Here is a 25,189-nt window from a genome sequence, read left to right as displayed (position 1 = left end):
CTGTAGCGCTATTGCAACGATTCCAGCAGCAGCGCTATACCCTGCCCGCCGCCGATACACATGGTTACCAAGCCATAGCGGCCGCCGGTGCGTTTAAGTTCAGCCAGCAATTTAATAATTAAAATTGACCCTGTTGCGCCAACCGGATGGCCCAACGCAATAGCGCCGCCATTGGGGTTTACCTTCGCCGGGTCAAAGCCCAGCGTCTGACTCACCGCCATGGCCTGCGCAGCAAAAGCTTCATTTGATTCAATCACATCCAAGTCAGCAATCGTTAAGCCGCTTTGCGCCAGTACCTGTCGCACTGCCGGTATCGGGCCCAACCCCATTACGCCGGGTTCCACCCCGGCAAAAGCATAAGCCAGCAGCCGGGCCTGTGGGCGTAAACCACGCTGGTTCGCTTCAGCCATAGTGGTTAACAGCATGGCGGCGGCACCATCATTTAAGCCAGAGGCATTGCCGGCAGTCACAATACCGTCTTTTTTAAAGGCCGGTTTTAACTTAGCTAAGCTATGAATGCTGGTATCCGGCCGGATATGCTCGTCCTGGTTAAACACGCTGTCGCTGCGGCCCACTTTAACCGTAATGGGCACTATTTGCTCAGTAAAGTAGCCCTGCTGCTGCGCATACGCTGCCCGGCTATGGCTTAGCGCAGCAAAGCCATCTAAATCTGCACGGCTTAAGCCATACTGGCCGGCAATGGTTTCGGCAGTAACCCCCATATGGCCGCTGCCAAAAGGGTCGGTTAAAATGCCCAGCGTTAGGTCGGTTACGCTGCTGTGGCCCATGCGCAGGCCGCGCCGGGCGTTAGGCAGCAAATAAGCGCCGTTGCTCATACTTTCTGCGCCGCCGGCCAGGGCTATTTTGCTTTGCCCCAGTTGGATCAGTTGTGCGGCCGATATCACCGCCTGCACGCCAGAGCCACATAGGCGATTAACATTGAAGGCCGCAGACGACGCTAACATACCGCTACTCAGTGCGATATGCCGTGCCAGATATGCATCTGCAGCGCCGGTGGTAATGATATGGCCAAACACGGCATGGTCGATATCCTTCGCTGCCACCGCAGAGCGGCTGATTGCTGCGCTGGCCGCCGCCGTGCCAAGCTCTGCCGGACTTAAACCGGCAAGACTGCCAGCAAAGCTACCAATAGCCGTGCGGGCCCCATCTAAAATAACAATATCAGTCAGTTGCATTATCACTTCCGAATATTGGCAAATTATCTGTTTGGCTGTTTTTTTCTAATTCAGTGATAAAATCTTTATCAAAACCGGCTAAAGCTGCCATCAGCGAATCACCACGTTTTGCTTTTGGCAGGCTTTTAACGATCAGTCGGTAAGAATTGTCTATTTGCCGTTTAATTTCGTTGTCTGGCACGCTGCCATCAAGCAACACCGTGTTCCAGTGCTGTTTATTCATATGATAACCAGGGCTAATAGCGGCAAAAATATCGCGTAGCATTAACGCCTCGGTCGGGTCGCATTTTAAATTTACCCGGGCGATGTCCTGCTCTTCGCCTAAAATAGCGAAAATTTTACCCGCCACTTTATACACATAAGCATCCGGCCCAAACGGGAAGTCTTCCGCGCTTTGCAGCTGCATCAGGCAGTAATCACGGCATTGCTGAAAGTCGAACATTGGACGCATACCTTTAATTGAAAGGCAGGAGTCGGATTGCTCTAAGCTGACCGTTGAAGCCCTGGACGGGCGGAAACGAGCCCCCAGGGATGGGTTTACGGCGTGTCAGCGTGAGCAAACCGACTTCTGCAGTCACCGGAGTCTTGGCTTACTGCACTTCTCTTATTTAGTGTACTTCTCCAGCCACTCAAACACTTCACCGTACCAGCGCACTCTGTTGTCTTTATTTAAGATCCAGTGGTTTTCATCCGGGAAAATAACTAAGCGTGAATCAATACCCTTGCGTTGCAGGTTGGTAAAAGCACCTAACCCCTGAGCATAAGGCACCCGGTAATCTTTTAAGCCATGGATCACCAGCATCGGCGTTTGCCATTTATCCGCATGAGCCGCTGGGTTAAATTTCTGGTAGTCAGACTCAGCATCCCAGGCCGTACCGCCTAAATCATATTCCGGAAACCACAGCTCTTCAGTGCTGCCATAAAAGCTTGGCATATCGTATAAACCGGCGTGGTTAACCAGACATTTAAAGCCCGTTGGCCAGTTACCAGCAATCCAGTTCATCATATAGCCGCCGTACGAGGCACCTAAGGCACAGGCACGGTTGCCGTCAATCCAGGGCTGGGCTTTAACGATATATTCAAAGCCTTTTTGCAGATCAATTAATGGCTTGCCGCCCCAATCGCGGCTGATGGCATCGGTAAAGGCCTGGCCATAACCGGTAGAGCCATGAAAATCGACCATCACCACTGCATAACCTTTGGCCGCATACATTTGGGCGTTCCAGCGCTCATTAAACATATTACCAAAACTACCCTGCGGGCCGCCGTGCACTAAAAATGCCATCGGGTATTTTTTCTTGGCATCAAAATTCCACGGTTTTACCAGATAACCGTACACCGTGGCATCATTGGCGCCTTTAAAGCTGAATTGCTCGTAATCACCAAATTGCACTTGTTCACGCCATTTCGCATTGATATTGGTAAGCTGAGTTAGCTGGCCACCATCGGTACTAATCTGAAACACTTCAGCCGGCATATCCAGCCGGTGATTAGTAAACACCAGTTTGTCGCTGGCTACCTGTAAGTTGCCCGCATAACCATTGCCGTAGACTTTACGCACATCACCAAAACTGGTGTTTATGGCAAAAATACTATACTGGCCTACATCCTGGCTGGTGACATAAATTGTGCGGTTATCCGGGCCAAACTGGAAATCACTGACCGAGCGGTCAAAATCAGCCGCCAGCTCTTTACGCTGCCCGGTCACCATATCCAGTAACATCAGGCCAAAGCGATCGGCTTCAGCGCCTGGTTTGGTCATCGCCATATACGCCATAAAGCGACCATCTGACGAGAATTTAGGCTTGGCATCCCAGGCTTGGTTGTCAGCAGTTAAGTTAATTTTCTCGCCGCCGTTGACTGACACCTGGAAAATATCAAAATTGGTATGCCAGGCCTGATCCTTACCCGGTGCTTTGGCACTGAATACCAGATGCTGGTTGTCCGGGGTAAACGCCACCTCGGCCATACCGGCAATATCGGTATCCCAATCACTAATCAGGTTTTTAGCATCCGTAATGGCACTAACAACCGTCTCACCAATAGCGGCAACATGCAGCTGGCTGCGATAAGGCGTGCGCCAGTGATCCCAGTGTCTGACCATCAGGCTGTCATACGCCAGGGCACTGTCTTTGCGTTCGTTGTCGCTTGCTTTAGCATCCACGGTACACTTAAGGCTGTCACAACCCGGCAATACTGAAAGCGCCAAGGCCAGGGTTTTACCGTCGGCAGCTACTTTAAAGCCCTCAACCGGTAGCGGTAAATCGGTAAGCTGCAGCGCCTCACCGCCGTTTAGCGGCAAACGCCATACCTGATTACTGCCACTGCGATTCGCGATAAAGTATAAGCTCTGGCCATCCTGGCTGAAGGCCAGCGCCCGCTCGCTGCTGGCGCTTTGGGTTAAGCGCCGCGCCGGGCCGTTCTGACGCAAATCTTTTAGATAAATATCGGTGCTGAGATCTGCCGGGGCAAAGCCGCCATTGCTCTGTACATAGGCCAGGTAGCGGCCATCGCTTGATAAGCTAATGGCATTTATTTTATTAAACTGGTTCAGGTGTTCTACCGTCAACGGCGCCTTCGCTGCTAGTGGCGCCGCCATCGTTGCTGCAGCTAAGGCACTTAGCAGCATCAGTGAGTATTTCATGTTCGCTCCCCTTGGGCATGTTCAAAATCAAAGCAAAGCGCCGGGATCAGCCGGCGCGATTATATTGTTATTATTTTGCCTTTAGCTTGGCATCCAGATCGGCAATATTGGCTTTCCAGATCGCCGGGCCTTGCTTATGCACGTTATTACCGTTGGAGTCTACCGCTACAGTTACCGGCATATCCTCTACTTCAAACTCGTAAATGGCTTCCATACCTAAGTCGGCAAAAGCCACTACCCGGGACTTTTTAATGGCTTTTGACACCAGATAGGCTGCGCCGCCCACTGCCATTAAATACACCGCTTTGTGTTTCTTAATGCTCTCTACTGTCAGATCGCCGCGCTCTGATTTACCAATCATGCCCAGTAAACCAGTTTGCGATAACATCATTTCGGTAAATTTATCCATCCGGGTGGCAGTCGTCGGGCCGGCCGGGCCTACTACTTCATCCCGTACCGCATCCACCGGGCCGACGTAGTAAATAAAGCGGTTACGCAGGTCTACCCCTTCTGGTAAACCTTCGCCTTTATTCAGCATATCGGCAATCCGTTTATGGGCAGCATCGCGGCCAGTCAGCATTTTGCCGCTTAACAGCACGGTTTCACCGGCCTGCCAGCTTTGTACATCAGCCGGAGTAATGGTATCCAGGTTCACCCGGCGTACATTGGCCCCCAGCTCCCAGGTCACCTGTGGCCAATCTTCCAGTTTTGGCGGCTTAATATCGGCCGGGCCACTGCCATCCAGATGAAAGTGCAAATGACGGGTTGCGGCGCAGTTTGGGATCATCACCACTGGTAAGCTGGCAGCATGGGTGGGCACGCTGTTAATTTTTACATCTACCACCGTAGTTAAACCACCTAAGCCCTGAGCGCCAATGCCCAGTTTGTTTACTTTTTCATACAGCTCTAAGCGCAGTTTCTCATCAGCAGTTTCTGCACCTTTATCGATTAACTGCTGAATATCTACCGGCTCCATCAGTGACTCTTTGGCCAGCACAGCGGCTTTTTCGGCGGTACCGCCAATGCCGATACCTAACATACCTGGCGGACACCAGCCGGCGCCCATTTTCGGTAAGGTTTCCAGCACCCAGTCAACAATAGAATCAGACGGGTTAAGCATGGCCATTTTAGTTTTATTTTCAGAGCCACCGCCTTTGGCAGCAATCATCACTTCCACATGATGGCCGGCGACTAAATCGATATGCACCACGGCAGGCGTATTGTCTTTGGTGTTTTTGCGCGCGCCGGCCGGGTCTGCCACAATAGAGGCGCGCAGCGGGTTGTCAGGGTTTAAGTAGGCTCGACGGGTGCCTTCGTCGACCATTTGCTGCACAGTCAGGTCGGTTTTATCCCATTTGACATCCATGCCAATTTTAACAAAACAGGTGACAATGCCGGTATCCTGACAAATAGGCCGGTGGCCTTCGGCCGACATCCGCGAATTAATCAGAATTTGAGCAATAGCGTCTTTCGCTGCCTGGTTCTGCTCTTTATGGTAAGCCTGTTCCAGCGCCTGAATAAAATCCAGCGGATGATAGTACGAGATATACTGCAACGCATCTTCAATACTCTCGATAAAGTCTTGTTGGCGAATTACCGTCATGCTTACGTTTCCTTTATTGTCTAAACTGGCTTAGCCATTAACTATTATTAGCTGTGCTGGTATGATACCCCGCATCGAAAACAGCGGCTAGCCCTTCTATGCAGCAGTATTTAATTCCACAGAACGCGCCAGAGGATTTGGCTGACTATTTTGCCTGTTTTGCCAGTCAGCCATGGGCCATGTTGCTCGACTCTGCTGCAACCGGCCATCCGAACAGTCGCTACCAGATCATGGTAATGCAACCCTTGGCTACCTTAACTGCCAAAAACGGCATTACCACCTTACGTGACGAGCACGGCAGCCACGATTACCAAGAAGACCCTTTTACCGTATTAGATTGTGCACTAAAGCGCTATTTCCCGGTAGCTGCCGTCAGCGAACTGCCTTTTACCGGTGGTGCGCTGGGTTACTTTGGCTACGATTTAGGCCGTTATCTGGAACAACTACCTGCGCTTAGCGAGCAGGATATTCAGCTGCCAGATATGGCAGTCGGCCTTTATAGCTGGGCGCTGGTGTTAGATAAGCAACAGCAACAGCTATGGTGTGTCGATTATAGCGCCAATGCCGCTCAGCGCTGGCAGCAACTGCAATATCAGCTGCAACAGCTAAGCAACGTGGCCCCCTTTACCCTGACTACGCCATGGCAGGCGAATCTGAGCCAGCAGCACTATAACCAGCGCTTTGCCCAAATTCAGCAGCATTTACTCAGCGGCAACTGCTACCAGATTAATCTGGCGCAGCGTTTTAGTGCAGCCTATCAGGGCGACGAATGGCAAGCCTACCTGGCTTTGCGTGACGCTAACGCCGCCCCTTTTTCGGCCTTTATCCGCTTGGAACAGGGTGCGGTACTCAGTATTTCGCCTGAGCGGTTTTTACAACTGAAAAACCGCCAGGTAGAAACCAAACCGATTAAAGGCACCCGTCCCCGCCACAGTAACCCAGAGTTAGATAAACAAGCCGCCGTCCAGCTGCAACAGGCTGAAAAAGATCGGGCCGAAAATGTAATGATTGTTGATTTACTGCGTAATGATCTGGGCAAAGTCTGCAGTGTGGGCAGCGTTGAGGTGCCGCAATTATTTGCCATTGAAAGCTTCCCGGCAGTACATCATTTAGTCAGTACCGTAACCGGCACTCTGGCCAGCCACTACAGCGCCTGTGATTTATTGCGCGGCGCTTTTCCGGGCGGCTCTATTACCGGCGCACCCAAGGTGGCAGCAATGCAGATCATTGAACAACTCGAGCCGCACCGGCGCTCAGTATATTGCGGTGCCATTGGCTATATTAATAACAATGGCGATATGGATACCAACATTGCTATTCGCACCCTGGTTGGCAGCGACGGAGTGATGCACTGCTGGGCCGGTGGCGGCATTGTTGCCGATTCGGAAGCACAGAGCGAATATCAGGAAACCTTAGATAAGGTAAACAAGATATTACCAGTGCTGGCTAACCTGAATAGAACTCAGGAAGTTGCCGATGCTGGCTGAGCAGTTTTGCAGCCGCTTTGTATTAACCCGCAATACACTGACGGCGGCTAGCCCGCTGTCGGTGCAAAAAGGCCCGGTGCCGTTAACCAACAGCACCCGGTCAACGTCTCAGCATGCCGCTGTGCTGGTGCCGATTGTCGACTATGGCCATCAGCTTAAAGTGTTGTTTACCCAACGCGCCCTGCACCTGCGCCATCACCCGGGGCAAATCAGCTTTCCGGGCGGGCGGATAGAACCTGGCGAAAGCAGCAGCCAGGCAGCGCTGCGTGAAGCCGAAGAGGAAATAGGCCTGGCCAGTACGGAAGTCACTCTGCTTGGGCGTTTACCGGCGCAAGACACCAGCACCGGTTTTATTATCGAGCCCTGGGTTGGCATAATCAGCCCGCAACGCGGCTTGCAGTTACAGGTATCAGAAGTAGCAGCGGTATTTGAGGTACCCCTTAGCCATTTTCTGCCACAAGATAATCGTCATCAACTCGCGCTTACCCTGCAGGGCAAAACCCGGCAACTGCATTTTATGCCGTATCAGGATAAGTTTATCTGGGGCGCCACCGCCGCCATTATGCATCAGCTGTGTTTGCAGCTCAAATAACGTAATCTTTTCTTTACGAATCTACTGCGTAAACAGGACTCGGTTTGCTCTAAGCTAACCGTTGAAGCCCTGGACGGGCGGAAACGAGCCCCCAGGGATGGGTTTACGGCGTGTTAGCGTGAGCAAACCGGGTCCGGTTCGGCCATTCGGTGATACATTTAGTAATAACACCCGACCAGTTACCACCCTGCTTACAGTAGTGGCCTGCTTCCGTTACAATAGCCGCAATTTCATAAAATAAACTAATAGATACCCCTATGATTATCAGTGCTTTTGACATGTTTAGTATTGGCATTGGCCCCTCCAGTTCGCACACTGTAGGGCCGATGCGCGCCGCCAAAAAATTTACCGATAACCTCTGTGAAGCATCCTTGCTGGAACAGGTAGCCAGTATTAAAGTTGAGCTGTATGGCTCGTTGGGCCAGACCGGCATTGGTCACGGTACGGGTAAGGCGGTGATCCTCGGCTTATCTGGCTATTTACCAGAAACCGTCGACCCGGATACCATCGACGGCTTACTAAAACAGGTGCACGACAGCCAGCAACTGCAGCTGGCACAACGCCAGAGCGTAAAATTTGCCCGCGACGGCGCCATCGTATTTCACCGGCGCAAAACGCTAAAAGAACATTCTAACGGTATGGAGCTGGTGGCCTTTGACAGCAGCAAACATGAATTACTGCGCGAAGTGTACTTTTCAATAGGCGGCGGCTTTATTGTTAAAGCCGAAGATTTTGCCAAAGAAAAACAAGCTGCCAGCCAGTTTGCCGCAGCTAACCCGCCGCCCTTCCCGTTTGAATCTGGTGCAGAATTATTGGCCTTGTGTAAAGAGCACGGCTTGTCGGTGTCTGGCTTAATGCTGGAAAACGAAAAAGTACTGCGCAGCCCGGCGCAGATTGAAAGCGAGCTGAATAATATCTGGCTGACCATGCGCGCCTGTATTGACCGCGGCATTAAAACCGAAGGCATTTTACCGGGTGGCTTAAAGGTGAAACGGCGGGCACCGGCGTTGTATAAGCGGTTAATTTCCGAAAAAAGTAACGACCCGTTGCAGGTAATGGACTGGGTAAATTTGTTTGCATTGGCGGTAAACGAAGAAAATGCAGCCGGTGGCCGGGTAGTTACTGCGCCAACCAACGGCGCGGCTGGTATTATTCCGGCGGTGCTGATGTATGTTGATAAGTTTATTCAGCCGGTTAGCCCGGAAATTGCCACCCGCTACCTGCTTACCGCGGCCGCTATTGGCATTTTATATAAGAAAAACGCCTCTATCTCAGGTGCCGAAGTGGGCTGTCAGGGCGAAGTGGGCGTGGCCTGCTCGATGGCTGCAGCTGCATTAACTGAAATTCAGGGTGGTACGCCGCTGCATGTTGAAAATGCTGCTGAAATAGGCATGGAGCATAACCTCGGCTTAACCTGCGATCCGGTTGGCGGTTTGGTGCAGGTGCCTTGCATTGAGCGTAATGCCATGGGCTCAATCAAGGCTATTAATGCCTCACGGCTGGCGCTGCGCGGCAGTGGCGATCAGAAAGTGTCACTGGATAAAGTGATTAAAACCATGTGGGATACCGGGCGCGATATGCAAACCAAGTACAAGGAAACGTCGCGTGGCGGCCTGGCGGTTAATATTATTGAGTGCTAACCCGGCTCAGGCAGTAGCAGCGGATCATCCGGTTCGCTGCTGCTAGCGCCATCTTGGTATTCAGCAATGATCTGCTCAGCCTGGACAACGTCGGCATCTGATACCAAAATATTAGCAATGCCCAGCGGCGCCAAGTCACCTACTGCGCCTTGCAAATAATGGCCACCCACGTGCGCCTCTATACCATATGACTGCAGCATACCGGCGACAATATGCGCTTCTATAATATCGTTAGCTTTAAAAATTATTTTCATACTTTCCCTAAATAAAGCCGCCTTCTAAAAAGCAGTGTCATGTAAACCAGCCTTAAACAAATAATAGCCAGGCGACGCTGCTTGCTGCCACACAGTAAAATAACATCGGCCACAAAGTATAACGGATAATATCACCCTCGCGGCCCTGCAGGTTAACTACGCTGGCTGCGGCCACCACGTTCACCACACAAATCATATTACCGGCATTAGCGCCCAGCATTTGCAGCGCCAGCACCAGCGTTGGCGCCAGGCCCGCTTCAGCGGCCATGGCTTGCTGAAAACTGCCAAACATTAAATTGGAGAACGTAGCGGAGCCGGCAATAAAAGAACCTAAGGCACCAACAAAGGGCGCAAACCACAGCCAGCTATCGGCCAGATATCGCGCTGCCTCGGCTGCCAGCGCTAATGGCATAGCCGGCAAGCCAGCGCCATTAACGTCAGATTGCAGAAAAATCCGCACCATCGGTACCGCACCGGCCAGGGCGATAGCTGAAGGTAGCAGCATGCGGCCACTGTGCCGGCAAGACGCCCATAACATACTGCTTGAGCCACGCAGTAAAAAACAACTGACAATGGCCACCAGCACAAATAAGGTACCGGGCAGGTATAACGGGCTTACCGATACGCTAAGCTCAGTGCCAAAAATCGCCGGCCACTGCCAGGCTAATTGCTGCAAACTCTGTTTCAGCGGTAAACCCGGCATCCGGCTTAACACCAATAATGCTGCCACTAACACATAAGGCAGCCAGGCGCGCCACAAGGGCATGCTTGGTGTGCTAACAAAACCTGACGGAGCCGGTTGTTCAGCTGGACTATTTTCACGTGGCAAAGTATCAGCTGGCGAGCTGGCAAATAACCAGGGCCTGGCGGGTAATAAAACCCTGTAGCGGGCCGCGGTGCAAACTACCGCCAGGCCTATCAGCGCCCCCAGAACTGAAGGAAATTCAGGCCCCAGCAACAACGCCACCAGGTACGCTGGCACGGTAAAAGCTAAACCACTTAACAAGGCAAAAGGGGCTATCGCCAGGCCATCCCGCCAGCTGCGCTTAGCGCTAAAAAAGCGGGTTAACATTACGACCATCAATAAGGGCAACCAGGACGCCACAGCAATATCGATACTGATGGCGGTGAGTGCGACCTGCAACACTTCATCAACAGCAATACCCGGCACGCCCTGCGCAATACCGACCAGCACCGGCGTACCCACTGCACCAAAAGACACCGCACTGGAATCGGCAACCAGCGCCAGCACCACTGCTGATAATGGCGTAAAGCCAAGTGCTACCAGCAAAGGGGCTGCGATAGCCGCAGGCGTGCCAAAACCCGCCGCACCTTCTAAAAAGCTGCCAAATAACCAGGCAATGATAATTAGTTGCACCCGTTTGTCAGGGGAAATGGCGCCAAAACCGGCTTTAATAACATCAATAGCGCCGGTTTGCTGTAACACGTTCAGTAATAAAATAGCGCCAAACACTATCCATAAAATAGTGGCAGCAATCACCAGCCCCTCGGCCGCAGCAGCCGCCAGCTGCACGGCGGGCATTTGCCATACCAGGTAAGCCAGCAACGTACAAACAAGCAAACTGATGGGCATGGCCCGGCGGGCCGGCATTCGCAGCAACACCAGCAACATAAACACACTTAACAACGGCATCGCCGCTGTTAACCATTGCAGCACTGTCATCAGCTTAGTTGGTAACCCTCATTGGTTGCCGTTTGGTCATGTTCAAACAACGACATCAGTAACAGGATCAGCAATCCCAGCAGCGGAATAAGTAATAGTAATGCCCACCAACGGCTCAGGCGCAATCCTTGTAACCGGCGACAAATTGCAGCAGTAATTGGCAGAGTCATAGCAATTAAATAGCTCAGACCGAGCACACCGTTTGGTAGCAAGCCTATACTGGCAACTATGCTATCCACTATCAGCAATACCAGCAGCAGCACGATATGCACCCAGAAAAACTGCCAGAATTCACGCCGGCTGTCTGGCTGGTTAAACACCGCATAGCTGCGAATGGCTCTGCCAAAACTGCCAAACGCCTGCGGCACGGTCTTTTTGGTATCTTCCAGAATCACATACAATGCCGGGATCAGCACCAGGGTAATTACCGTGGCAAATAAAATACCAAAAGCCAGCGATACTGCCATCGGTACCACAATTTTCGCCTGTAAGCTGCGCTCCAGTACGATTGGCGCCAGGCCAACAAAGGTGGTTAGCGAAGTCAGCAAGATTGCCCGAAAGCGCTGCGTACCCGCTTCAACCACAGCCTGACGTATGGCAATGCCCTGGGCCCGCGCCCGGTTGACAAAGTCGACCATAATCAGGCTGTCATTCACCACGACCCCGGCCAGTGCCACCAGGCCGAAAATTGACATAATACTCATGCTAAGTCCAAGCAACATATGACCAATAACGGCGCCAATTAGGCCAAAGGGGATCACACTCATAATAATCAAAGGCTGGCTGTACGATTTCAGCGGAATGGCCATCAGTGCATAAATAGCAAACAGCGCCAGCACTGCCGCCTTCATTAAATCGACCCGGGCATCAATTTCATCCTGGCTGGCACCGTCTAACGAGCCGGTTACCCCCTGGTACTTTTGCTCCAGCTCTTTAATTACTTTGCGTTGTACTTCACGTACCACCACCCCGGGTTCAATCAGGGTTTTATCAGCCGCAGCAGTAATAGTCACCGCCCGCTCGCCATTCACCCGGTTAATGGCACTGAAGCTTGGCTGCATGGTGTAGCTGGCCACCCGGGAAAACGGCACTTCGCCGCCATTAGCCGTGCGGATCCGCATATTTTCTAAGTCACCAATCGAGCGGCGCTCTTCACGCGGGTAGCGCACCATCACTTTTATTTCTTCGCCATTGCGCTGCAGCCGCTGCGCTTCGGCGCCATAAAAGCCATAGCGCACCTGGCGGGCTAAATCAGCCAGGCTAATACCCAGTAAATCAGCCTCCGGTTTTAATGCCAGCACAATTTCATCATTGCCGCCCAGCAGGTTATCTTCAATATCAAACACCCCGGCATATTCTGCCAATCGGGCTTTCAGCTCTTCGGTGGCCAGTTGCAGGTTTTGCAGATTAGTACCGCGCAGTTGCAGCGCAATATCGGCCCCGCCGCCGCCCATGGTAGAGCTGTTTACCTTAAAGGATTTCAGGCCCGGAATTTCCGGCACCTGCTCGCGCCAGCGCCGGGCAATTTCAAAGCCATCAATTTCGCGCTTTTCACTCTTTTCCAGCTCAACCACCAACTGGCCGCTGGTATCGCTGTTTAAAAATACCAACCGGTGTTTAATTACATCTTCATTAAATTCGCGCCCCAGCTGCGCATTGGCGCGCAGTAATGCCCGCTCAATTTCCTGCATCGCTAACACGGTGGCCTCATTCGAGGCGCCCTCTTCCATTTGCACATTGGCCTGAATAAAATCACTTGGGATGTCAGGAAAGAAAACCCAACGCACAAAGCCGCCTTGTAACACGCCAATCATTAAAATCAGCATCGCCAAAAAGCAGGCCATAGTCAGGTAGCGCAGCCGGATACAATGTTCAATAAAAGGCTTATATTTATTGTGAATAAAGCGGAACAGGCCGCGTGACACCGCTTCGCGCAGCCGTTTTAAGGTATTGCTGCCAAAACGGCCTGCGGCGTAGAGGCCACCTTTGTCCGGGTTCCAGGGAGTGGTGTCCATATTGGCAATGTGCGTAGGCAAAATCAGTTTAGATTCCACAATTGAAAACACCAGGCACAGCACCACAACCCAGGCTATCGATTCCCAAATTGCCGACTGGCCACCGCCCACCATTAACATCGGTACAAAGGCAGCAATAGTGGTTAATACGCCAAAGGTGGCGGGCATGGCAACTTTCTTGGCGCCAGCAATAACAGCTTCAGTCGACTTACCCCGTTTCTCTATTTCGGTATAGGCACTTTCGCCGATAATAATTGCATCATCGACCACTATCCCCAGTACCAGAATAAAGCCGAATAAACTGATCATATTGATCGATACGCCAAACATCGGTAGTGGCAACATTGCCAGGGCGCCTAAAAAGCACACCGGAATACCCACCATGACCCAGAACGCGACCCGAAACTCCAGAAACAGTGTTAACGCCAGCAACACCAGTAGCACACCATAAAGCAAATTATAGGTCATTAAATCGAGTCGGCCCTGCAGGTAATAACTGGAATCGCCCCAGTAGTCCAGTTGTACACTGGGCGGAAGAGTGGCTTTTTTATCTTTAACATATTGTTTAACGGTATCAGCAATTTGCAGCGTGTCGTCGTCACCGACCGCATCAATGCGAATAGATACGCTATTCTTGCCATCAAAGGTTGCCAGACGGCTGCGCTCAATAAAACCATCATTGACTGTGGCAATTTCGCCCAGGGTTAAACGGCTGCCATCGGTAAATTTCAGCAAAACAATATTGTCAAAATCGGCCTGATTATAAGCCTGGCCTTTGGTACGTAGTAAAATGTTGCCGCTCTCTGAGCGAATAGCCCCGCCGGGTAAATCAACAGAGCTGGCCCGGATGGCAGCGACTACCTGATCCAGGGTTAAGCCGTATTCTTTTAATTTAAGCTCCGGTACCTCTACCGCCACCTCATAGTCGCGGGCCGCCACTACATCAACTTTACTGACGCCGGGCTGCTTTTTTATTTCATCGCGGATATCTTTGGCCAGCTCTTTTAAGGTGCGCTCGGGCGCATCACCATATAGCGACAGCCACATCACATTGCTTTGAAACCTGACCCGGTATACTACCGGCCGCTCAGTTTGTTCTGGTAAGGACGAAATAGAACCAACCTGGGTCTTAATTTCATCCATCACTTCCTGCACATCATAATTGGAAGCAATCTCAGCCCGAATGGTCGCCAGTCCTTCTACCGCGGTAGAGCGGATACGCTTAATACCATTAACCCCTCGCAGGCTTTGCTCAATTTTATCAATAACCCCGCTTTCCACTTCCTGTGGTGCCGCCCCCAGGTACGCTACCCGGATGTTAACAACTTCAAGTTCTATCTCCGGAAAGGCCTGTTTTTTAATGGTTAAGGCCGAGGCAACACCGGCCACCAGAATAATTGCCATTAATAAGTTGGCCGCCACACTGTTGCGGGCAAACCAGGCAATAATACCTTTGTTGGTATCCATATTATTGCCCCTTAACCGCAGCTGCAGCTTTAGCCGCCGCATCAGCCAGTTGGGTTGGCTGCTCAGTATCGTCTATAGACTGGCTGGCTCCTGCTACCCGAACTACGGTGCCAGCTAACGGGTTAGAAATAGCAGACAGCGCCAATTGATCCGTTACCTCTAAGCCATCTTTAATATAGGCAAACTGGGCCGTTGCGCGATCGACGCTAACCTGACGAAACTGCAGGGTATTATCCTTGTCTACCACCAGTATCTGATTGCCGGGTAACAATAAATGGCGGGCAACTCTGACAACCTGCTCGGCCTGAGAACCGACAATACTCGCTCCGACAAAGCGGCCGAAGTTCAATATTGGCTGGCCCTGACTTTTCCGCTGGTATGGGTCGGTCACTTCGGCTACCACATACATCACCCGGCTGCGCTCGTCCAGCATACCTTCAGATCTTACTAATGTGGCGGGCCAGCTCAATTGCTGGCCCGCGACGGTGCTGGTTAGCGTCACTTTGTTACTCTCGGTAACAGTGGCAGCTGGCATGGTTAAAAATGCCATATCGGTATCGGTTAATGGCAGGCGGATTTCCGCGACATCGGTACCGACGATACTGCCCAGCACCGTACCACGGCTGATAAACTGGCCAAGATTGGCCGCACGGCTGCGCACCATACCATCATAGGGCGCGCGAATTTCTGTGCGGCTAAGATCGCGCCTCACCCGTTCCAGCTCAGCTTCTGCGGACTGGACACTGGCCAGGGCACTGGCCAGTTGTGGTTGGCGCAAACCTAACGCCGGCGCCGTGCCGCTGGTAAAAGAACGCCATTCTTCCTCGGCCACCTTGACCCGGGCTTTCTCTTCCGCCAACATCGCCTGGCTGTTAGCCAGTGCCGCCTCTGCAGCTTTCACGTTGGTGAGATAATCGCTTTGTTCCACCCGCACCAGTAAGTCACCTTTATTAAAAAAGCCGCCAGCGACAAACTGCTCTGCAACCATTACCACCCGACCATTTACTTCAGAAACCAAACTGGTTTCCAATTTCGGCGTGACCATGCCCTGCGAACTAATGTGATACACCACATTATCGGGTTCGATACCGCTAACATTAACCAGGATCGCTGGCCGGCTCTCTTCGGTTTTCTCGGGGGGCTGACGTAACTTGGCTAGACCTACTGCAGCAGCAATGGCGAACACCACTACCAGCACCGGAAGTATGACTTTCACGAAAAAGGACGACATGACTTATCCACCTGTCAATTATAACTTGCTGTATCTTAATCGCTGCAGCAGCAATTGTATTGTTATGACTGTTAATCTTTGTATCTGATTTCAAGCATACCACCAGCGGGCATCCTGGCTGCTAAAACCCTTTATTATCTTTCAGCTATGCCACAGAGCACACTTTATAAGCATTTGAACACAGCTGAATAATCTATAATACAAGCGGCGCCTTGCAAAAGGTTTTGGCACTCAGTGCAACAGCAAAATATTTTGTTACAAACAGCCATATTTTAAACAGCTGTTTGAATGCCGGTTATAACGCTACAACTTAAAATTATTTGCCGATGACGACAGCCTGCTTTATGGTAGCAGTAGTGATCGGATTGGTCATTTTTCAGTCATAAATCGCTTGTAGTATTTAGACCACATTCACCAGCATCGCAGCAATACGCTGCCGCAGGCTGACAACTCGGCCAGATTGAGGGAAGCAATATGAGTATTACCAAACAGTATTTAAAAACTAAACCGGCTTGCAAAGTAACCTTTAAGTTAAGCGCAGCGCAATTAGCCGATGCTGAATCGGTAGCACTACTGGGTGAGTTTAACGATTGGGATCCGCAGGCCTTACCGATGAAGAAAAGTAAGAAAGGTGACTTTAGTGCCAGCCTTACTCTGGAAAATGATCGCGAATATCAGTTCCGTTATCTGGTAAATGGCGGCACCTGGTTAAATGACGATGCTGCGGATGCTTACCTGCCATCACCGCTATCATATGATCATAATTCGGTAATTCGTTTATAATTCAGCACTTGCCAGATAAAGGCTAACGGCATGGCAGGCGCATCAGTAACCGCCTGCCAGTCGCCTGCGATATTAGCAGCGCTCGAGCAGCAGACACCCCACTGAGTATCCGGCACCAAACGAGCAAAGAACCGCTTTGTCGCCTGACTGCAAGCCGGTTTTATACTTATGAAACGCGATAATGGAACCGGCTGAAGCAGTATTAGCATAGGTATCTAATACCAGCGGCGCTTCTTCTGGCAGGGGATCCCGCCCCAGTATTTTTTTCGCGGCAAAGATATTCATATTAATGTTGGCCTGATGCAGCCACAGCCGCTTTAATTGCTGCGGTTCAATATTAAGTGCTGCCATTTCCGCCTGAATCACCTCGGCGACAATTGGCAGTAGCTCTTTGAATACCTTGCGGCCCTGTTGCTTAAAAAACGGTACCTTAGCATCGGTTTCGCTAAAGCAGTGTTCGGTGTAACCAATGTCACAGCGGATATTGTTAGAAAAGCTGGTTTGCAAACGCATACCTAAAATACTGAAAGCATTGTCAGCAGTGCAACTTGTTTGCGCTTCAATAATAGTAGCCGTACAGACATCACCAAAGATAAAGTGGCTGTCGCGGTTTTTGTAGTCTACCTGCGGTGACGCAAACTCCGGATTAACTACCAGCACTACTTTAGCGGTGCCGCCACGAATAGCGTTTACCGCATTACTGATGGCAAAGGTAGCCGACGAGCAGGCAACATTCATATCAAAGGCATAACCGTTAACCCCCAAAATGTGTTGCAGTTCAATGGATAGTGCCGGATAAGGCCGCTGCATATTTGACGCAGCACAAATAATCAGATCAATATCTGCTGGCGTTTTATTGGCCTGCTGCATTGCTTCACGCGCAGCAACAACCGCCATTTCCACCATCTCCGGTGGGGTATTTTCATCACGCTTATTAAACACCGGATGCATAATTTCCGGGTTTAGGATACCGTCTTTGTAAAGCACATGCCGGGCTTTAATACCCGACGCTTTTTCAATAAACTCACAGCTGGAATACTCCAGCGCTGCGATAGTGCCACTGCTGATATCAGCCTTATGCTGCTGATTATACAAGTCAACATATTGGTTGTAACTCGCTACCAGCTCTTCATTGCTGATAATAGCGGCAGGGGTAAATAAACCTGAGCCACTGATAACAATATTTTGCATTACATTACACCTTGTCCGGTTACGATGATCTTATTGTCAGGTCTTGGTCGGGCATCGTCAGTTTGCCAGCGCCTGCTTTTATAGCTTTGCGCCATAGTATAACGAAAAATGCACCAGGCGCTTAAAGGATTCTGCTTATCTGCCAGGCAGCCACTAAAAGCATATTTAACCATCCTGTTAAGCCTGGATCCAGTAAAGACGGTATACACTCACCTTTGTTGTGCGTCATAATACCGGATGTCATTGTTATATCATTAGCCCAAGCTGGGTTTTAACATCGCCAACAGGAAGCCAGACCAGCCGCATGTCGTTATTTCGAAACCTGATTAGCATTTTGTTTTTGGCCAGCTTTAGTTCTCAGGCTAATACCAGCCTGAAAATTGAAGGGCTCAGCGGTGAGTTGGAACAAAATGTCAGCCTTTTTCTCGCCAGCTACACGGCCTCTGACATATCAGGCTCGCTACGCTTTCAGGCACGGCTGCAAAAAGATATTGAAACCGCGTTGCAGGCGCTCGGGTATTATGACAGTGAACTTAGCTTCAATTTGATTGAAGGACGCAGCCGCAATACGTTGCAGGTTACTGTTAAGCCGGGCGACCCCATCCGTATTGCCATTGCCGATATACAACTTACCGGAGATGCTAGCGACGATCGCCAATTCGATCGGGTATTACGCCAGGAAGCGCCAGCAGTCGGTGAAATTCTGCATCATGGTAAATACGATGATTTAAAACGCAGCTTGCGCAGCCTTGCCCTGCGCCGTGGCTATTTTGATGCAGACTTCAGCCTTAGCCGGCTGGAAGTGATCCCCGAACTAAAACAAGCCAATATTCATCTGCACTTTGACAGCGGTACCCGCTATAAATTTGGCAACGTCACATTCAGCGGCCAACAGATCCGCGATGAGTGGATGCAATCGCTAATTCCTTTTGAACCCGGTAAGCCTTACCTGGCCAGCGAACTGGGCGAGTTTAATCAAACCCTGGCCAACACTAACTGGTTTTCATCGATCTCAATTGAAGGAGATACCGAACAGCTGGCAGACTTCACCCTGCCCATCCTGGTTAAACTGGAACCGCGCTTGCGCAACAGCGTAGAAACGGGGATTGGCTACTCCGATGTCACTGGCGCCCGCATCAAATTAAGTTGGTTTAAACCCTGGTTAAATGACCGCGGCCATAGCCTGAATGCTAAAACAACCTTATCAACCAGCGAGCAAAATCTCGAGGCCAGCTACAAAATGCCGCTGTTAAATGCAGCAAGTGACTTTTACCAATTTCAATATGGTTTTGGCCTGAAAGATTTTACTCTGCAAAACGATGTTCGCACCAAAGTATCCAACCTGGCGGTAGAGCGACACTGGCTGCTGCAAAGCGAGTGGTACCGTACTGCTTCAGTTCGCTGGTTATATACAGAAACAACTGAGTTTGACCAGCAAAACACCAGCAATATCGTAATGCCAGGGTTAAGTTATAGCCGCTCCCGGCAAAGCTGGGGCAATATGCCGCGCTCCGCTGACCGATTATTGCTGGCGATAGAGTTATCAGATAAACGCTGGGCTTCAGATGCTAATTTTATCAGGTTACGTGGTCGCGCCGGTTGGATTGGCTCTGCGGGTAGAGACCATCGTTTTGTTACTCGTGCTGATGCTGGCGCAGTTGTCGGTGCCGCACTAGAGGACTTGCCGCCTTCGTTACGTTTTTTTGCCGGTGGCGATAATAACCTGCGAGGCTATGGTTATGAGTCCCTGCCAATCCCAAGCGATGCCACTGACTTTATCGGCGGTCGCTATATGGCAACCGCTTCATTGGAGTATCAATACCGGGTACGTGGTGACTGGTGGCTGGCCAGTTTTGTTGATTACGGCAGCGCCTGGACTGACAGCCCCGATTTTAAACGGGGCGTGGGTCTGGGTATTCGCTGGGGCTCACCGGTAGGCCCGGTGCGGCTTGACTTTGGCTATGGCCTGGATAGCGGCGAACGCAGAGCATTTCAAATCCATTTTGCCTTAGGGCCTGAATTATGAGGCCAGGCTTATGAGACAACAGCTATGAAGAGATTGCTGCAATGGTTAAACTGGACGCTGCTGCTGCCACTATTACTGATACTGCTGTTGTTAGTGGTATTACTTTACACTGCACCGGGCTTAAAATTTAGCGTCTGGCTGGGCCAGAAATTTGTGCCGGAGCTCAGTATTGCTGAACATCAGGGCAGCCTGCTGGGCGGCATGCAGCTGACCGATGTTCGCTGGCAGCATGCCAGCAATCAGTTACAGCTAAAGCAGCTGCAGCTGGATATTAATAATCTGTGCTTTTTACAACTGAAGCTGTGTGTTACTGCATTAACGGTGGATGGTGTGTCACTGACCCTCGACCTGCCCGCTGACGACGCTACGGCTGCTGAAGTGACCCGCGCCAGAGCAACAGACTCAGCAGCAACAGCTATACTGCTGCCCTTCCCGGTGAGCGTTGAGCAGCTGGCACTGACCAATGTTGAGTTACAACTCGGTACCAGTACGTTACGCTGGCAAAATTTCAATACAAGTATTGAGGGCTGGGGCCGGCAGCTTCAGCTGAATGACAGCCACTGGCAGCAATTGCAACTTGAACTTACCGAAAGTACTGACAGCGAAGCGGCAGAGCCGTTTCGTTATCAAGCACCAGATCTTACTGACATTACCCTGCCGCTGGCGGTTTTTATTAACGGCTTTACGCTGACCGACGCCAGCCTGTTACAGCAAGATAGCCTGACGCCGTTGCCGGATCTCAGCTTTAGTCTGCAGGCACGTGGTCAGAATATCCGCTTACTCGATTTTCAGGCCAGCCATCCGCAAGCCCATATTACCGCAACCGCTGAACTGACCACTCAGGGTAATTACCCGCTGCGTGCCAGAATCAGCAGCGTATTACAGCAAGCACCGCTGGCCGGACAGCAGCTTAGTGTCAGCGTCACGGGCTCACTGGCCGAACTGGCGCTAAGCGCCCGCAGTAGCGGCATAATCAATGCCTCTTTAGAGGGTGAGCTGGCACTGTTGACCGCCGACTTACCAGTGCAGCTTAACCTGCAATATGAGCCGCTGCGCTGGCCACTAAGCGGCGATGATACCTGGCAAATCAGTGCCGGCGAATTGCAAGCCAAAGGCGACTTACAACAGCTACAGTTCAGCCTTAGGGCTGGTGTGGCTCACAGCACTATACCCCAGGCTAACCTTACTGCCAGCGGCCAGTACCGACACGCCGATGCCGCCTTAACACTTAGCCAGTTTAAAGCGGCTACATTGGGGGGCAACATTACCGGCAACGCTAAACTTAATCTTGGCAGTCCGCTAAGCTGGCAGACTGATCTTAGCCTGAGCCGCATTCAACCAGGAGTATTCTGGCCGGAATTTGAGGGCGAACTGAATGGCAGCTTGCAAAACCGTGGCCAGCTAAGTGCCGATGGCAGCTGGCAAACGAGCTTACCTCAGCTGGCGATAACCGGTACGTTACGTGATGAAAAACTTGCGGTCAGCGGCGATCTGGCGGCAAGCTATATCGAGGCAACGGCGGCGTATCGCTTTAGCACCGGCCAACTGCAGCTGCAACATGGCAGCAACATTGTCAGGCTAAGCGGCTCACTGGCGGAGCAGTGGCTACTGGATGCCAAAGTAGACATTAATGATTTAGCCAGCAGCTTGCCTGCGGCCACTGGCGTAATAGCGGCCGAGATAAACGTAAGGGGCAGCCAGCGCCAGCCAGACATCACGGCTGCGATTAGTGCCAACACACTAAGCTATGCCGACAGTCGCCTGGGCGGCTTAACCTTGCAAGCTCAACTACAATTAACCGAGCTGTATCAGGCCAGCATGCAACTTACTGCAACTGACGGCCGTTGGCAGGATTACCAACTTGAGCAGCTGACGCTGAATATTGACGGCAATGAACAGCAACATCAGTTAAACCTGGACTTACAATCGTCCGTATCTGACCTTCAGCTGCAACTAGCCGGGCAACTGACTAACCGCGAGCAGTGGCAGGGTCAGTTGCTCCAGGCCAGCATTGGCAGCCCGGTGGGGAGCTGGCAATTGCAACAAAAGCTGGATCTGAGCTACCAACATCAGCAACAACAGCTGGCATTAAGCCCCCATTGCTGGCAGCAAGGCAGCGGTTCGCTCTGTTTAACCGATCAAGCCAGCCTCAGCCCGGTACAGCTCAGCGCCACTATTGCATTAAACCAGTTTGACCTTGGCACGCTGAACGACTTTGCCCCCCTTGCCGTTAATATCTCCGGCGAGCTGAACGCCAATGCCAGTGCACAATGGCAGCAAGGCCAGAGCCCGCAACTTGAGCTGACTGCGCAAAGCGCCAGTGGTGCTTTAACCCGGCAAACAGAGCCACCCATTGCCCTGACCTGGCAGAGCCTGCAACTTAGTGCCCAATTACAAGATGATCAACTGACAGCCAGCGTGCAGAGCCGGCTAAACGAGCAGGCAAGTTTTAATGCAGAACTGGCAGTTAGCGATATTACCGCACAGCACAGGCCACTGAATGCCAGAATCAGCCTGACTGACTTTACCCTGGCATTTTTACAACCGTTGCTGGACGAGTACAGCGAACTTGCCGCTGTACTAAGTGCAGATATCAGTGCCGACGGCACCCTGGAAAGCCCCATGCTGGCCGGACAGCTGGCACTGCAGCAAGTGCGGGTAAAAGGTAAGCTGGCGCCGGCTGATATTAACGATGGCAGTTTGCACCTGAACTTTAAAGGTGAGCAAGCCGAATTGCAGGGCGATATTACCACCCCCGATGGCAAACTCAGCATTAAAGGCGACGCCAACTGGCAACAGCTTACTGATTGGCGGGCGCAGCTGGCGGTGGCAGGCGATCAACTGAAAATTCAAATTCCGCAAGGTAGTTTGAATATCAAGCCTGATATCACCATCACAGCCAGCCCGAAGTTGACCAGAGTTACCGGCGAGATCCAGATCCCCAGCGCCCGGCTCAGTGTCAATGAACTACCGCAAAATGCCGTGGGCATCTCCGATGATACGGTCATTCTTAACGCCGAGCGTCAGCTGATCACAGAGCGACAAAACGGCGCTATGCCAATAGAAGCCAATATCCGGATTATGCTGGGAGAAAAGGTTAACTTCGAAGCCTTTGGCTTACGAACGTTGTTACGTGGTAACTTACAAGTGCAGCAGCGACAAAATCGCCAGACCATTAATGGTGAAGTGCGGCTGGTTGATGGTACCTTCCGCTCTTACGGTCAGGATTTACTGATCCGTCAGGGCAAAATGAATTTCACCGGTCCTCCGGATCAGCCCTTTCTGAACGTTGAAGCCATTCGCAACCCGATGAATATGGAAGACAACGTAGTTGCAGGTATTCGGGTAACAGGCCCGGCCGACCGGCCGCAGATCACTATCTTCTCAGAGCCGGCCATGCCGCAGGCCAATGCCTTATCGTATTTGTTAGTAGGCCGGGATCTGGATAGCGAATCAGGCAGTGCTGCCAACGCCGTCACCACCAGCCTGATCGGCATGAGTATCGCATCCAGCGGCAGTCTGGTGGGTGAAATTGGTGAAGCCTTTGGGGTCAGCGATCTTACTCTGGACACTGCCGGCTCCGGCGACAGCTCGCAGGTGACCGTTAGCGGCTACATTAACCGTAACCTGCAAATAAAATACGGTATTGGTATCTTTGAACCTATCGGCGTCTTTACCCTGCGCTACCGGCTGATGCAAAGTTTGTATCTGGAGGCGGTATCCGGCCTGGATAACGCAGTAGACTTACTGTACCGCTTTGAATTTGACTAAACAGCTTTAGCGAGCAACAAGTGCGTATAACGCCCCAGCGAGGCATAAGGCTCTTGCTGGTTGTATTTTAGCTCCAGCTCAAGCAGTTGCTGAAAATGACTTTGCTGCTGGCTGCGATCACGCAGATAATCGTGGAAACAGCGCACCCCGGTTTTGCTGATTAATCTGAAACCAGCCTGCTGATACCATTGTGCAACATCTGCTGGCTCTAATGGATTTTGCGGGCTTAAACTGACTTTCTTTTTTACCTTAAAATCAGCCGCAACATAATCAAAGTTGCCATACAGAATATTACTGAGCCGTTTGGCATCTTTGTTGTAATACATTAACGATAATATCCCACCCGGCATAATCAACGCGTTAAGCTGCTGTAATGCCAGCTGGGGCTCTGCCAGCCATTCCAGCATGGCATGGCATAGCAGCAACGGGTATTGGCGCTTTGCAGTCTGACTAAGCTCAGCCAGGCTTTGCTGGCTGAAACTAAGCTGTGCAGCCGGCCCTGTGATCGCTATACCTGCTGCCATGGCTGTTTCAGCCGCTATTGCCAGCATATCGGCAGACACATCGGTTAAGTGGATAGTATGGCCCATTTTGGCCAACAGCAGACTAATTTGGCCCTGCCCGGCACCGACATCAAGCACCTGACAGGGTGCCTGCAATAAGGGTAAAGCGGTTAAATCACGCAGTAATACCTGCTGGCGAAGAGCGCCTTTACTGCTTTGATATATATTGCGCTGAAATTTAGCAGCGATACCATCAAAGCTGCGGTCGGTTTTTTTATTCATGCCGGGTTATCGATATCAATAAACTGCACCTGCAGTGGGTAGTTGGCGCTAAGGTATTCACCCAGTGCTTTAATACCATAGCGCTCGGTAGCATGGTGGCCTGCGGCAATAAAATGAATATCCAGCTCGCGCGACACATGGATGGTTTGCTCAGACACTTCGCCACTGATAAACAAATCAGCGCCGGCGGCAGCCGCCTGTTCAATATATCCCTGGCCACCACCGGTGCACCAGGCAAGCTGGCGTACCCGTTTGCCACTGCCCGCAGCATGCGCTAGCACCGGGCGCCCCAATTGTTGTTGCAACAATGCTGCCAGCTCGCTTAACGGCTGAGGTTCGCTCAGCTCCCCCAGCATCACCACACCTGCAGGCTCAACGCTTGCCAGCGCGTTAACTGATGTGGCGTTCAGTATTTTACCAAGCTGGGCATTATTACCCAGCTGCGGGTGAATATCTAAGGGTAAATGATAGGCAAACAAGTTAATGTCGTGGGCCAGTAATGCCTGCAGCCGCTTTTTCTTCATACCGGTTATTTCCGGTGCCTCGTTTTTCCAAAAATAACCATGATGTACTAAAATGGCATCGGCCTGCCAGGCGATTGCAGCATCGATCAGCGCCTGGCTGGCGGTGACCCCGGTGACAATACGTTTAATCTGCTGCTTACCTTCTACCTGCAAGCCATTGGGGCAGTAGTCACGCACCCGCTCAGGTTGCAGCAGCGCTGCAAGCAGATTGGTCAGTTGTTGCCGTTGCAGCATAAAATACTCCGTATACAGGGTTTATTAATCGCTCTATTGTACTTAAAAACTGTTAAAAAGCA

The 25,189-nt window shown here is 51.4% G+C and carries 17 protein-coding genes; 6 read left to right on the top strand and 11 right to left on the bottom strand.

Annotated elements, in window-relative coordinates; all coding sequences use genetic code 11:
- Window positions 1-8: 8 nt before the first annotated feature.
- From bktB to WG68_RS06895, 4 genes are all read right to left on the bottom strand, one after another.
- Complete coding sequence (gene bktB, locus WG68_RS06910; RefSeq protein ID WP_046556942.1) at window positions 9-1,196, bottom strand: beta-ketothiolase BktB; 1,188 nt, start codon at window positions 1,194-1,196, stop codon at window positions 9-11.
- A complete protein-coding gene (locus WG68_RS06905) occupies window positions 1,183-1,638 on the bottom strand; it encodes an MmcQ/YjbR family DNA-binding protein (RefSeq protein WP_083981815.1) in 456 nt (151 codons plus the stop codon). The genes bktB and WG68_RS06905 overlap by 14 nt, the downstream gene beginning before the upstream one ends.
- 162 nt (window positions 1,639-1,800) lie before the next feature.
- Entirely contained in the window at window positions 1,801-3,840 is a 2,040-nt protein-coding gene (locus tag WG68_RS06900; RefSeq protein ID WP_046556941.1) for a dipeptidyl-peptidase 5, read from the bottom strand.
- A gap of 70 nt (window positions 3,841-3,910) precedes the next feature.
- Entirely contained in the window at window positions 3,911-5,443 is a 1,533-nt protein-coding gene (locus WG68_RS06895; protein WP_046556940.1) for a fumarate hydratase, read from the bottom strand.
- A gap of 98 nt (window positions 5,444-5,541) precedes the next feature.
- Between WG68_RS06895 and pabB the strand changes: the two genes are divergently transcribed.
- The 3 genes from pabB to WG68_RS06880 all read left to right on the top strand — a co-directional run bounded on the left by pabB (window position 5,542) and on the right by WG68_RS06880 (window position 9,162).
- On the top strand, window positions 5,542-6,930 hold the full coding sequence (gene pabB, locus WG68_RS06890; RefSeq protein ID WP_046556939.1) for an aminodeoxychorismate synthase component I: 1,389 nt from the start codon (window positions 5,542-5,544) through the stop codon (window positions 6,928-6,930).
- A complete protein-coding gene (locus WG68_RS06885) occupies window positions 6,920-7,522 on the top strand; it encodes a CoA pyrophosphatase (RefSeq protein ID WP_052748994.1) in 603 nt (200 codons plus the stop codon). The genes pabB and WG68_RS06885 overlap by 11 nt, the downstream gene beginning before the upstream one ends.
- Window positions 7,523-7,779: 257 nt before the next feature.
- Entirely contained in the window at window positions 7,780-9,162 is a 1,383-nt protein-coding gene (locus tag WG68_RS06880; protein ID WP_046556938.1) for an L-serine ammonia-lyase, read from the top strand.
- Here the strand turns inward: WG68_RS06880 and WG68_RS06875 are convergent.
- From WG68_RS06875 to WG68_RS06860, 4 genes are read right to left on the bottom strand one after another with little or no spacing between them, the layout of a single operon-like run.
- Window positions 9,159-9,416, bottom strand: coding sequence for a putative signal transducing protein (locus WG68_RS06875; protein WP_046556937.1), 258 nt, complete (start codon window positions 9,414-9,416; stop codon window positions 9,159-9,161). The genes WG68_RS06880 and WG68_RS06875 overlap by 4 nt on opposite strands.
- 52 nt (window positions 9,417-9,468) lie before the next feature.
- Window positions 9,469-11,100, bottom strand: coding sequence for an L-lactate permease (locus tag WG68_RS06870; RefSeq protein WP_046556936.1), 1,632 nt, complete (start codon window positions 11,098-11,100; stop codon window positions 9,469-9,471).
- Window positions 11,100-14,582, bottom strand: coding sequence for an efflux RND transporter permease subunit (locus WG68_RS06865; protein WP_046557050.1), 3,483 nt, complete (start codon window positions 14,580-14,582; stop codon window positions 11,100-11,102). The genes WG68_RS06870 and WG68_RS06865 overlap by 1 nt, the downstream gene beginning before the upstream one ends.
- Before the next feature lies 1 nt (window position 14,583).
- The gene (locus WG68_RS06860) at window positions 14,584-15,813 is read right to left on the bottom strand and encodes an efflux RND transporter periplasmic adaptor subunit (RefSeq protein ID WP_046556935.1); all 1,230 of its coding nucleotides are present in this window, start codon (window positions 15,811-15,813) and stop codon (window positions 14,584-14,586) included.
- A 474-nt stretch (window positions 15,814-16,287) separates the two neighbouring features.
- Here WG68_RS06860 and WG68_RS06855 point away from each other — a divergent pair, with 474 nt between their 5' ends.
- On the top strand, window positions 16,288-16,596 hold the full coding sequence (locus tag WG68_RS06855; protein ID WP_046556934.1) for an isoamylase early set domain-containing protein: 309 nt from the start codon (window positions 16,288-16,290) through the stop codon (window positions 16,594-16,596).
- 72 nt (window positions 16,597-16,668) lie between these two features.
- Here WG68_RS06855 and WG68_RS06850 read toward each other — a convergent pair whose 3' ends face one another.
- Entirely contained in the window at window positions 16,669-17,787 is a 1,119-nt protein-coding gene (locus WG68_RS06850; RefSeq protein WP_046556933.1) for a beta-ketoacyl-ACP synthase III, read from the bottom strand.
- A gap of 304 nt (window positions 17,788-18,091) precedes the next feature.
- Between WG68_RS06850 and tamA the strand changes: the two genes are divergently transcribed.
- Together tamA and tamB are read left to right on the top strand one after the other, a co-directional pair.
- A complete protein-coding gene (gene tamA, locus WG68_RS06845; RefSeq protein ID WP_046556932.1) occupies window positions 18,092-19,813 on the top strand; it encodes an autotransporter assembly complex protein TamA in 1,722 nt (573 codons plus the stop codon).
- A 24-nt stretch (window positions 19,814-19,837) separates the two neighbouring features.
- Window positions 19,838-23,584 carry an autotransporter assembly complex protein TamB gene (tamB, locus tag WG68_RS06840; protein ID WP_046556931.1) on the top strand — a complete coding sequence of 1,249 codons (3,747 nt, stop codon included), beginning with the start codon at window positions 19,838-19,840 and terminating at the stop codon, window positions 23,582-23,584.
- On the opposite strand, the gene WG68_RS06835 is transcribed toward tamB, so the two are convergent.
- Both WG68_RS06835 and WG68_RS06830 read right to left on the bottom strand, forming a co-directional pair.
- Entirely contained in the window at window positions 23,581-24,369 is a 789-nt protein-coding gene (locus WG68_RS06835; protein ID WP_046556930.1) for a methyltransferase domain-containing protein, read from the bottom strand. The genes tamB and WG68_RS06835 overlap by 4 nt on opposite strands.
- Window positions 24,366-25,127 carry a Nif3-like dinuclear metal center hexameric protein gene (locus tag WG68_RS06830; RefSeq protein WP_046556929.1) on the bottom strand — a complete coding sequence of 254 codons (762 nt, stop codon included), beginning with the start codon at window positions 25,125-25,127 and terminating at the stop codon, window positions 24,366-24,368. The genes WG68_RS06835 and WG68_RS06830 overlap by 4 nt, the downstream gene beginning before the upstream one ends.
- Window positions 25,128-25,189 lie beyond the last annotated feature (62 nt).

The organism is Arsukibacterium ikkense (assembly GCF_000987775.1).
In the GTDB taxonomy this organism is placed as follows: Bacteria; Pseudomonadota; Gammaproteobacteria; order Enterobacterales; family Alteromonadaceae; genus Alishewanella; species Alishewanella ikkense.
Note: the sequence above shows the minus strand (reverse complement) of the source record. Positions and strands in the feature narration are given on the sequence as shown.

Bases quoted from the DNA above. Each gene is read 5' to 3' on its own strand.
- bktB (WP_046556942.1), bottom strand. From the start codon at position 1,196: ATGCAACTGACTGATATTGTTATTTTAGATGGGGCCCGCACGGCTATT.
- WG68_RS06905 (WP_083981815.1), bottom strand. From the start codon at position 1,638: ATGTTCGACTTTCAGCAATGCCGTGATTACTGCCTGATGCAGCTGCAA.
- WG68_RS06900 (WP_046556941.1), bottom strand. From the start codon at position 3,840: ATGAAATACTCACTGATGCTGCTAAGTGCCTTAGCTGCAGCAACGATG.
- WG68_RS06895 (WP_046556940.1), bottom strand. From the start codon at position 5,443: ATGACGGTAATTCGCCAACAAGACTTTATCGAGAGTATTGAAGATGCG.
- pabB (WP_046556939.1), top strand. From the start codon at position 5,542: ATGCAGCAGTATTTAATTCCACAGAACGCGCCAGAGGATTTGGCTGAC.
- WG68_RS06885 (WP_052748994.1), top strand. From the start codon at position 6,920: ATGCTGGCTGAGCAGTTTTGCAGCCGCTTTGTATTAACCCGCAATACA.
- WG68_RS06880 (WP_046556938.1), top strand. From the start codon at position 7,780: ATGATTATCAGTGCTTTTGACATGTTTAGTATTGGCATTGGCCCCTCC.
- WG68_RS06875 (WP_046556937.1), bottom strand. From the start codon at position 9,416: ATGAAAATAATTTTTAAAGCTAACGATATTATAGAAGCGCATATTGTC.
- WG68_RS06870 (WP_046556936.1), bottom strand. From the start codon at position 11,100: ATGACAGTGCTGCAATGGTTAACAGCGGCGATGCCGTTGTTAAGTGTG.
- WG68_RS06865 (WP_046557050.1), bottom strand. From the start codon at position 14,582: ATGGATACCAACAAAGGTATTATTGCCTGGTTTGCCCGCAACAGTGTG.
- WG68_RS06860 (WP_046556935.1), bottom strand. From the start codon at position 15,813: ATGTCGTCCTTTTTCGTGAAAGTCATACTTCCGGTGCTGGTAGTGGTG.
- WG68_RS06855 (WP_046556934.1), top strand. From the start codon at position 16,288: ATGAGTATTACCAAACAGTATTTAAAAACTAAACCGGCTTGCAAAGTA.
- WG68_RS06850 (WP_046556933.1), bottom strand. From the start codon at position 17,787: ATGCAAAATATTGTTATCAGTGGCTCAGGTTTATTTACCCCTGCCGCT.
- tamA (WP_046556932.1), top strand. From the start codon at position 18,092: ATGTCGTTATTTCGAAACCTGATTAGCATTTTGTTTTTGGCCAGCTTT.
- tamB (WP_046556931.1), top strand. From the start codon at position 19,838: ATGAAGAGATTGCTGCAATGGTTAAACTGGACGCTGCTGCTGCCACTA.
- WG68_RS06835 (WP_046556930.1), bottom strand. From the start codon at position 24,369: ATGAATAAAAAAACCGACCGCAGCTTTGATGGTATCGCTGCTAAATTT.
- WG68_RS06830 (WP_046556929.1), bottom strand. From the start codon at position 25,127: ATGCTGCAACGGCAACAACTGACCAATCTGCTTGCAGCGCTGCTGCAA.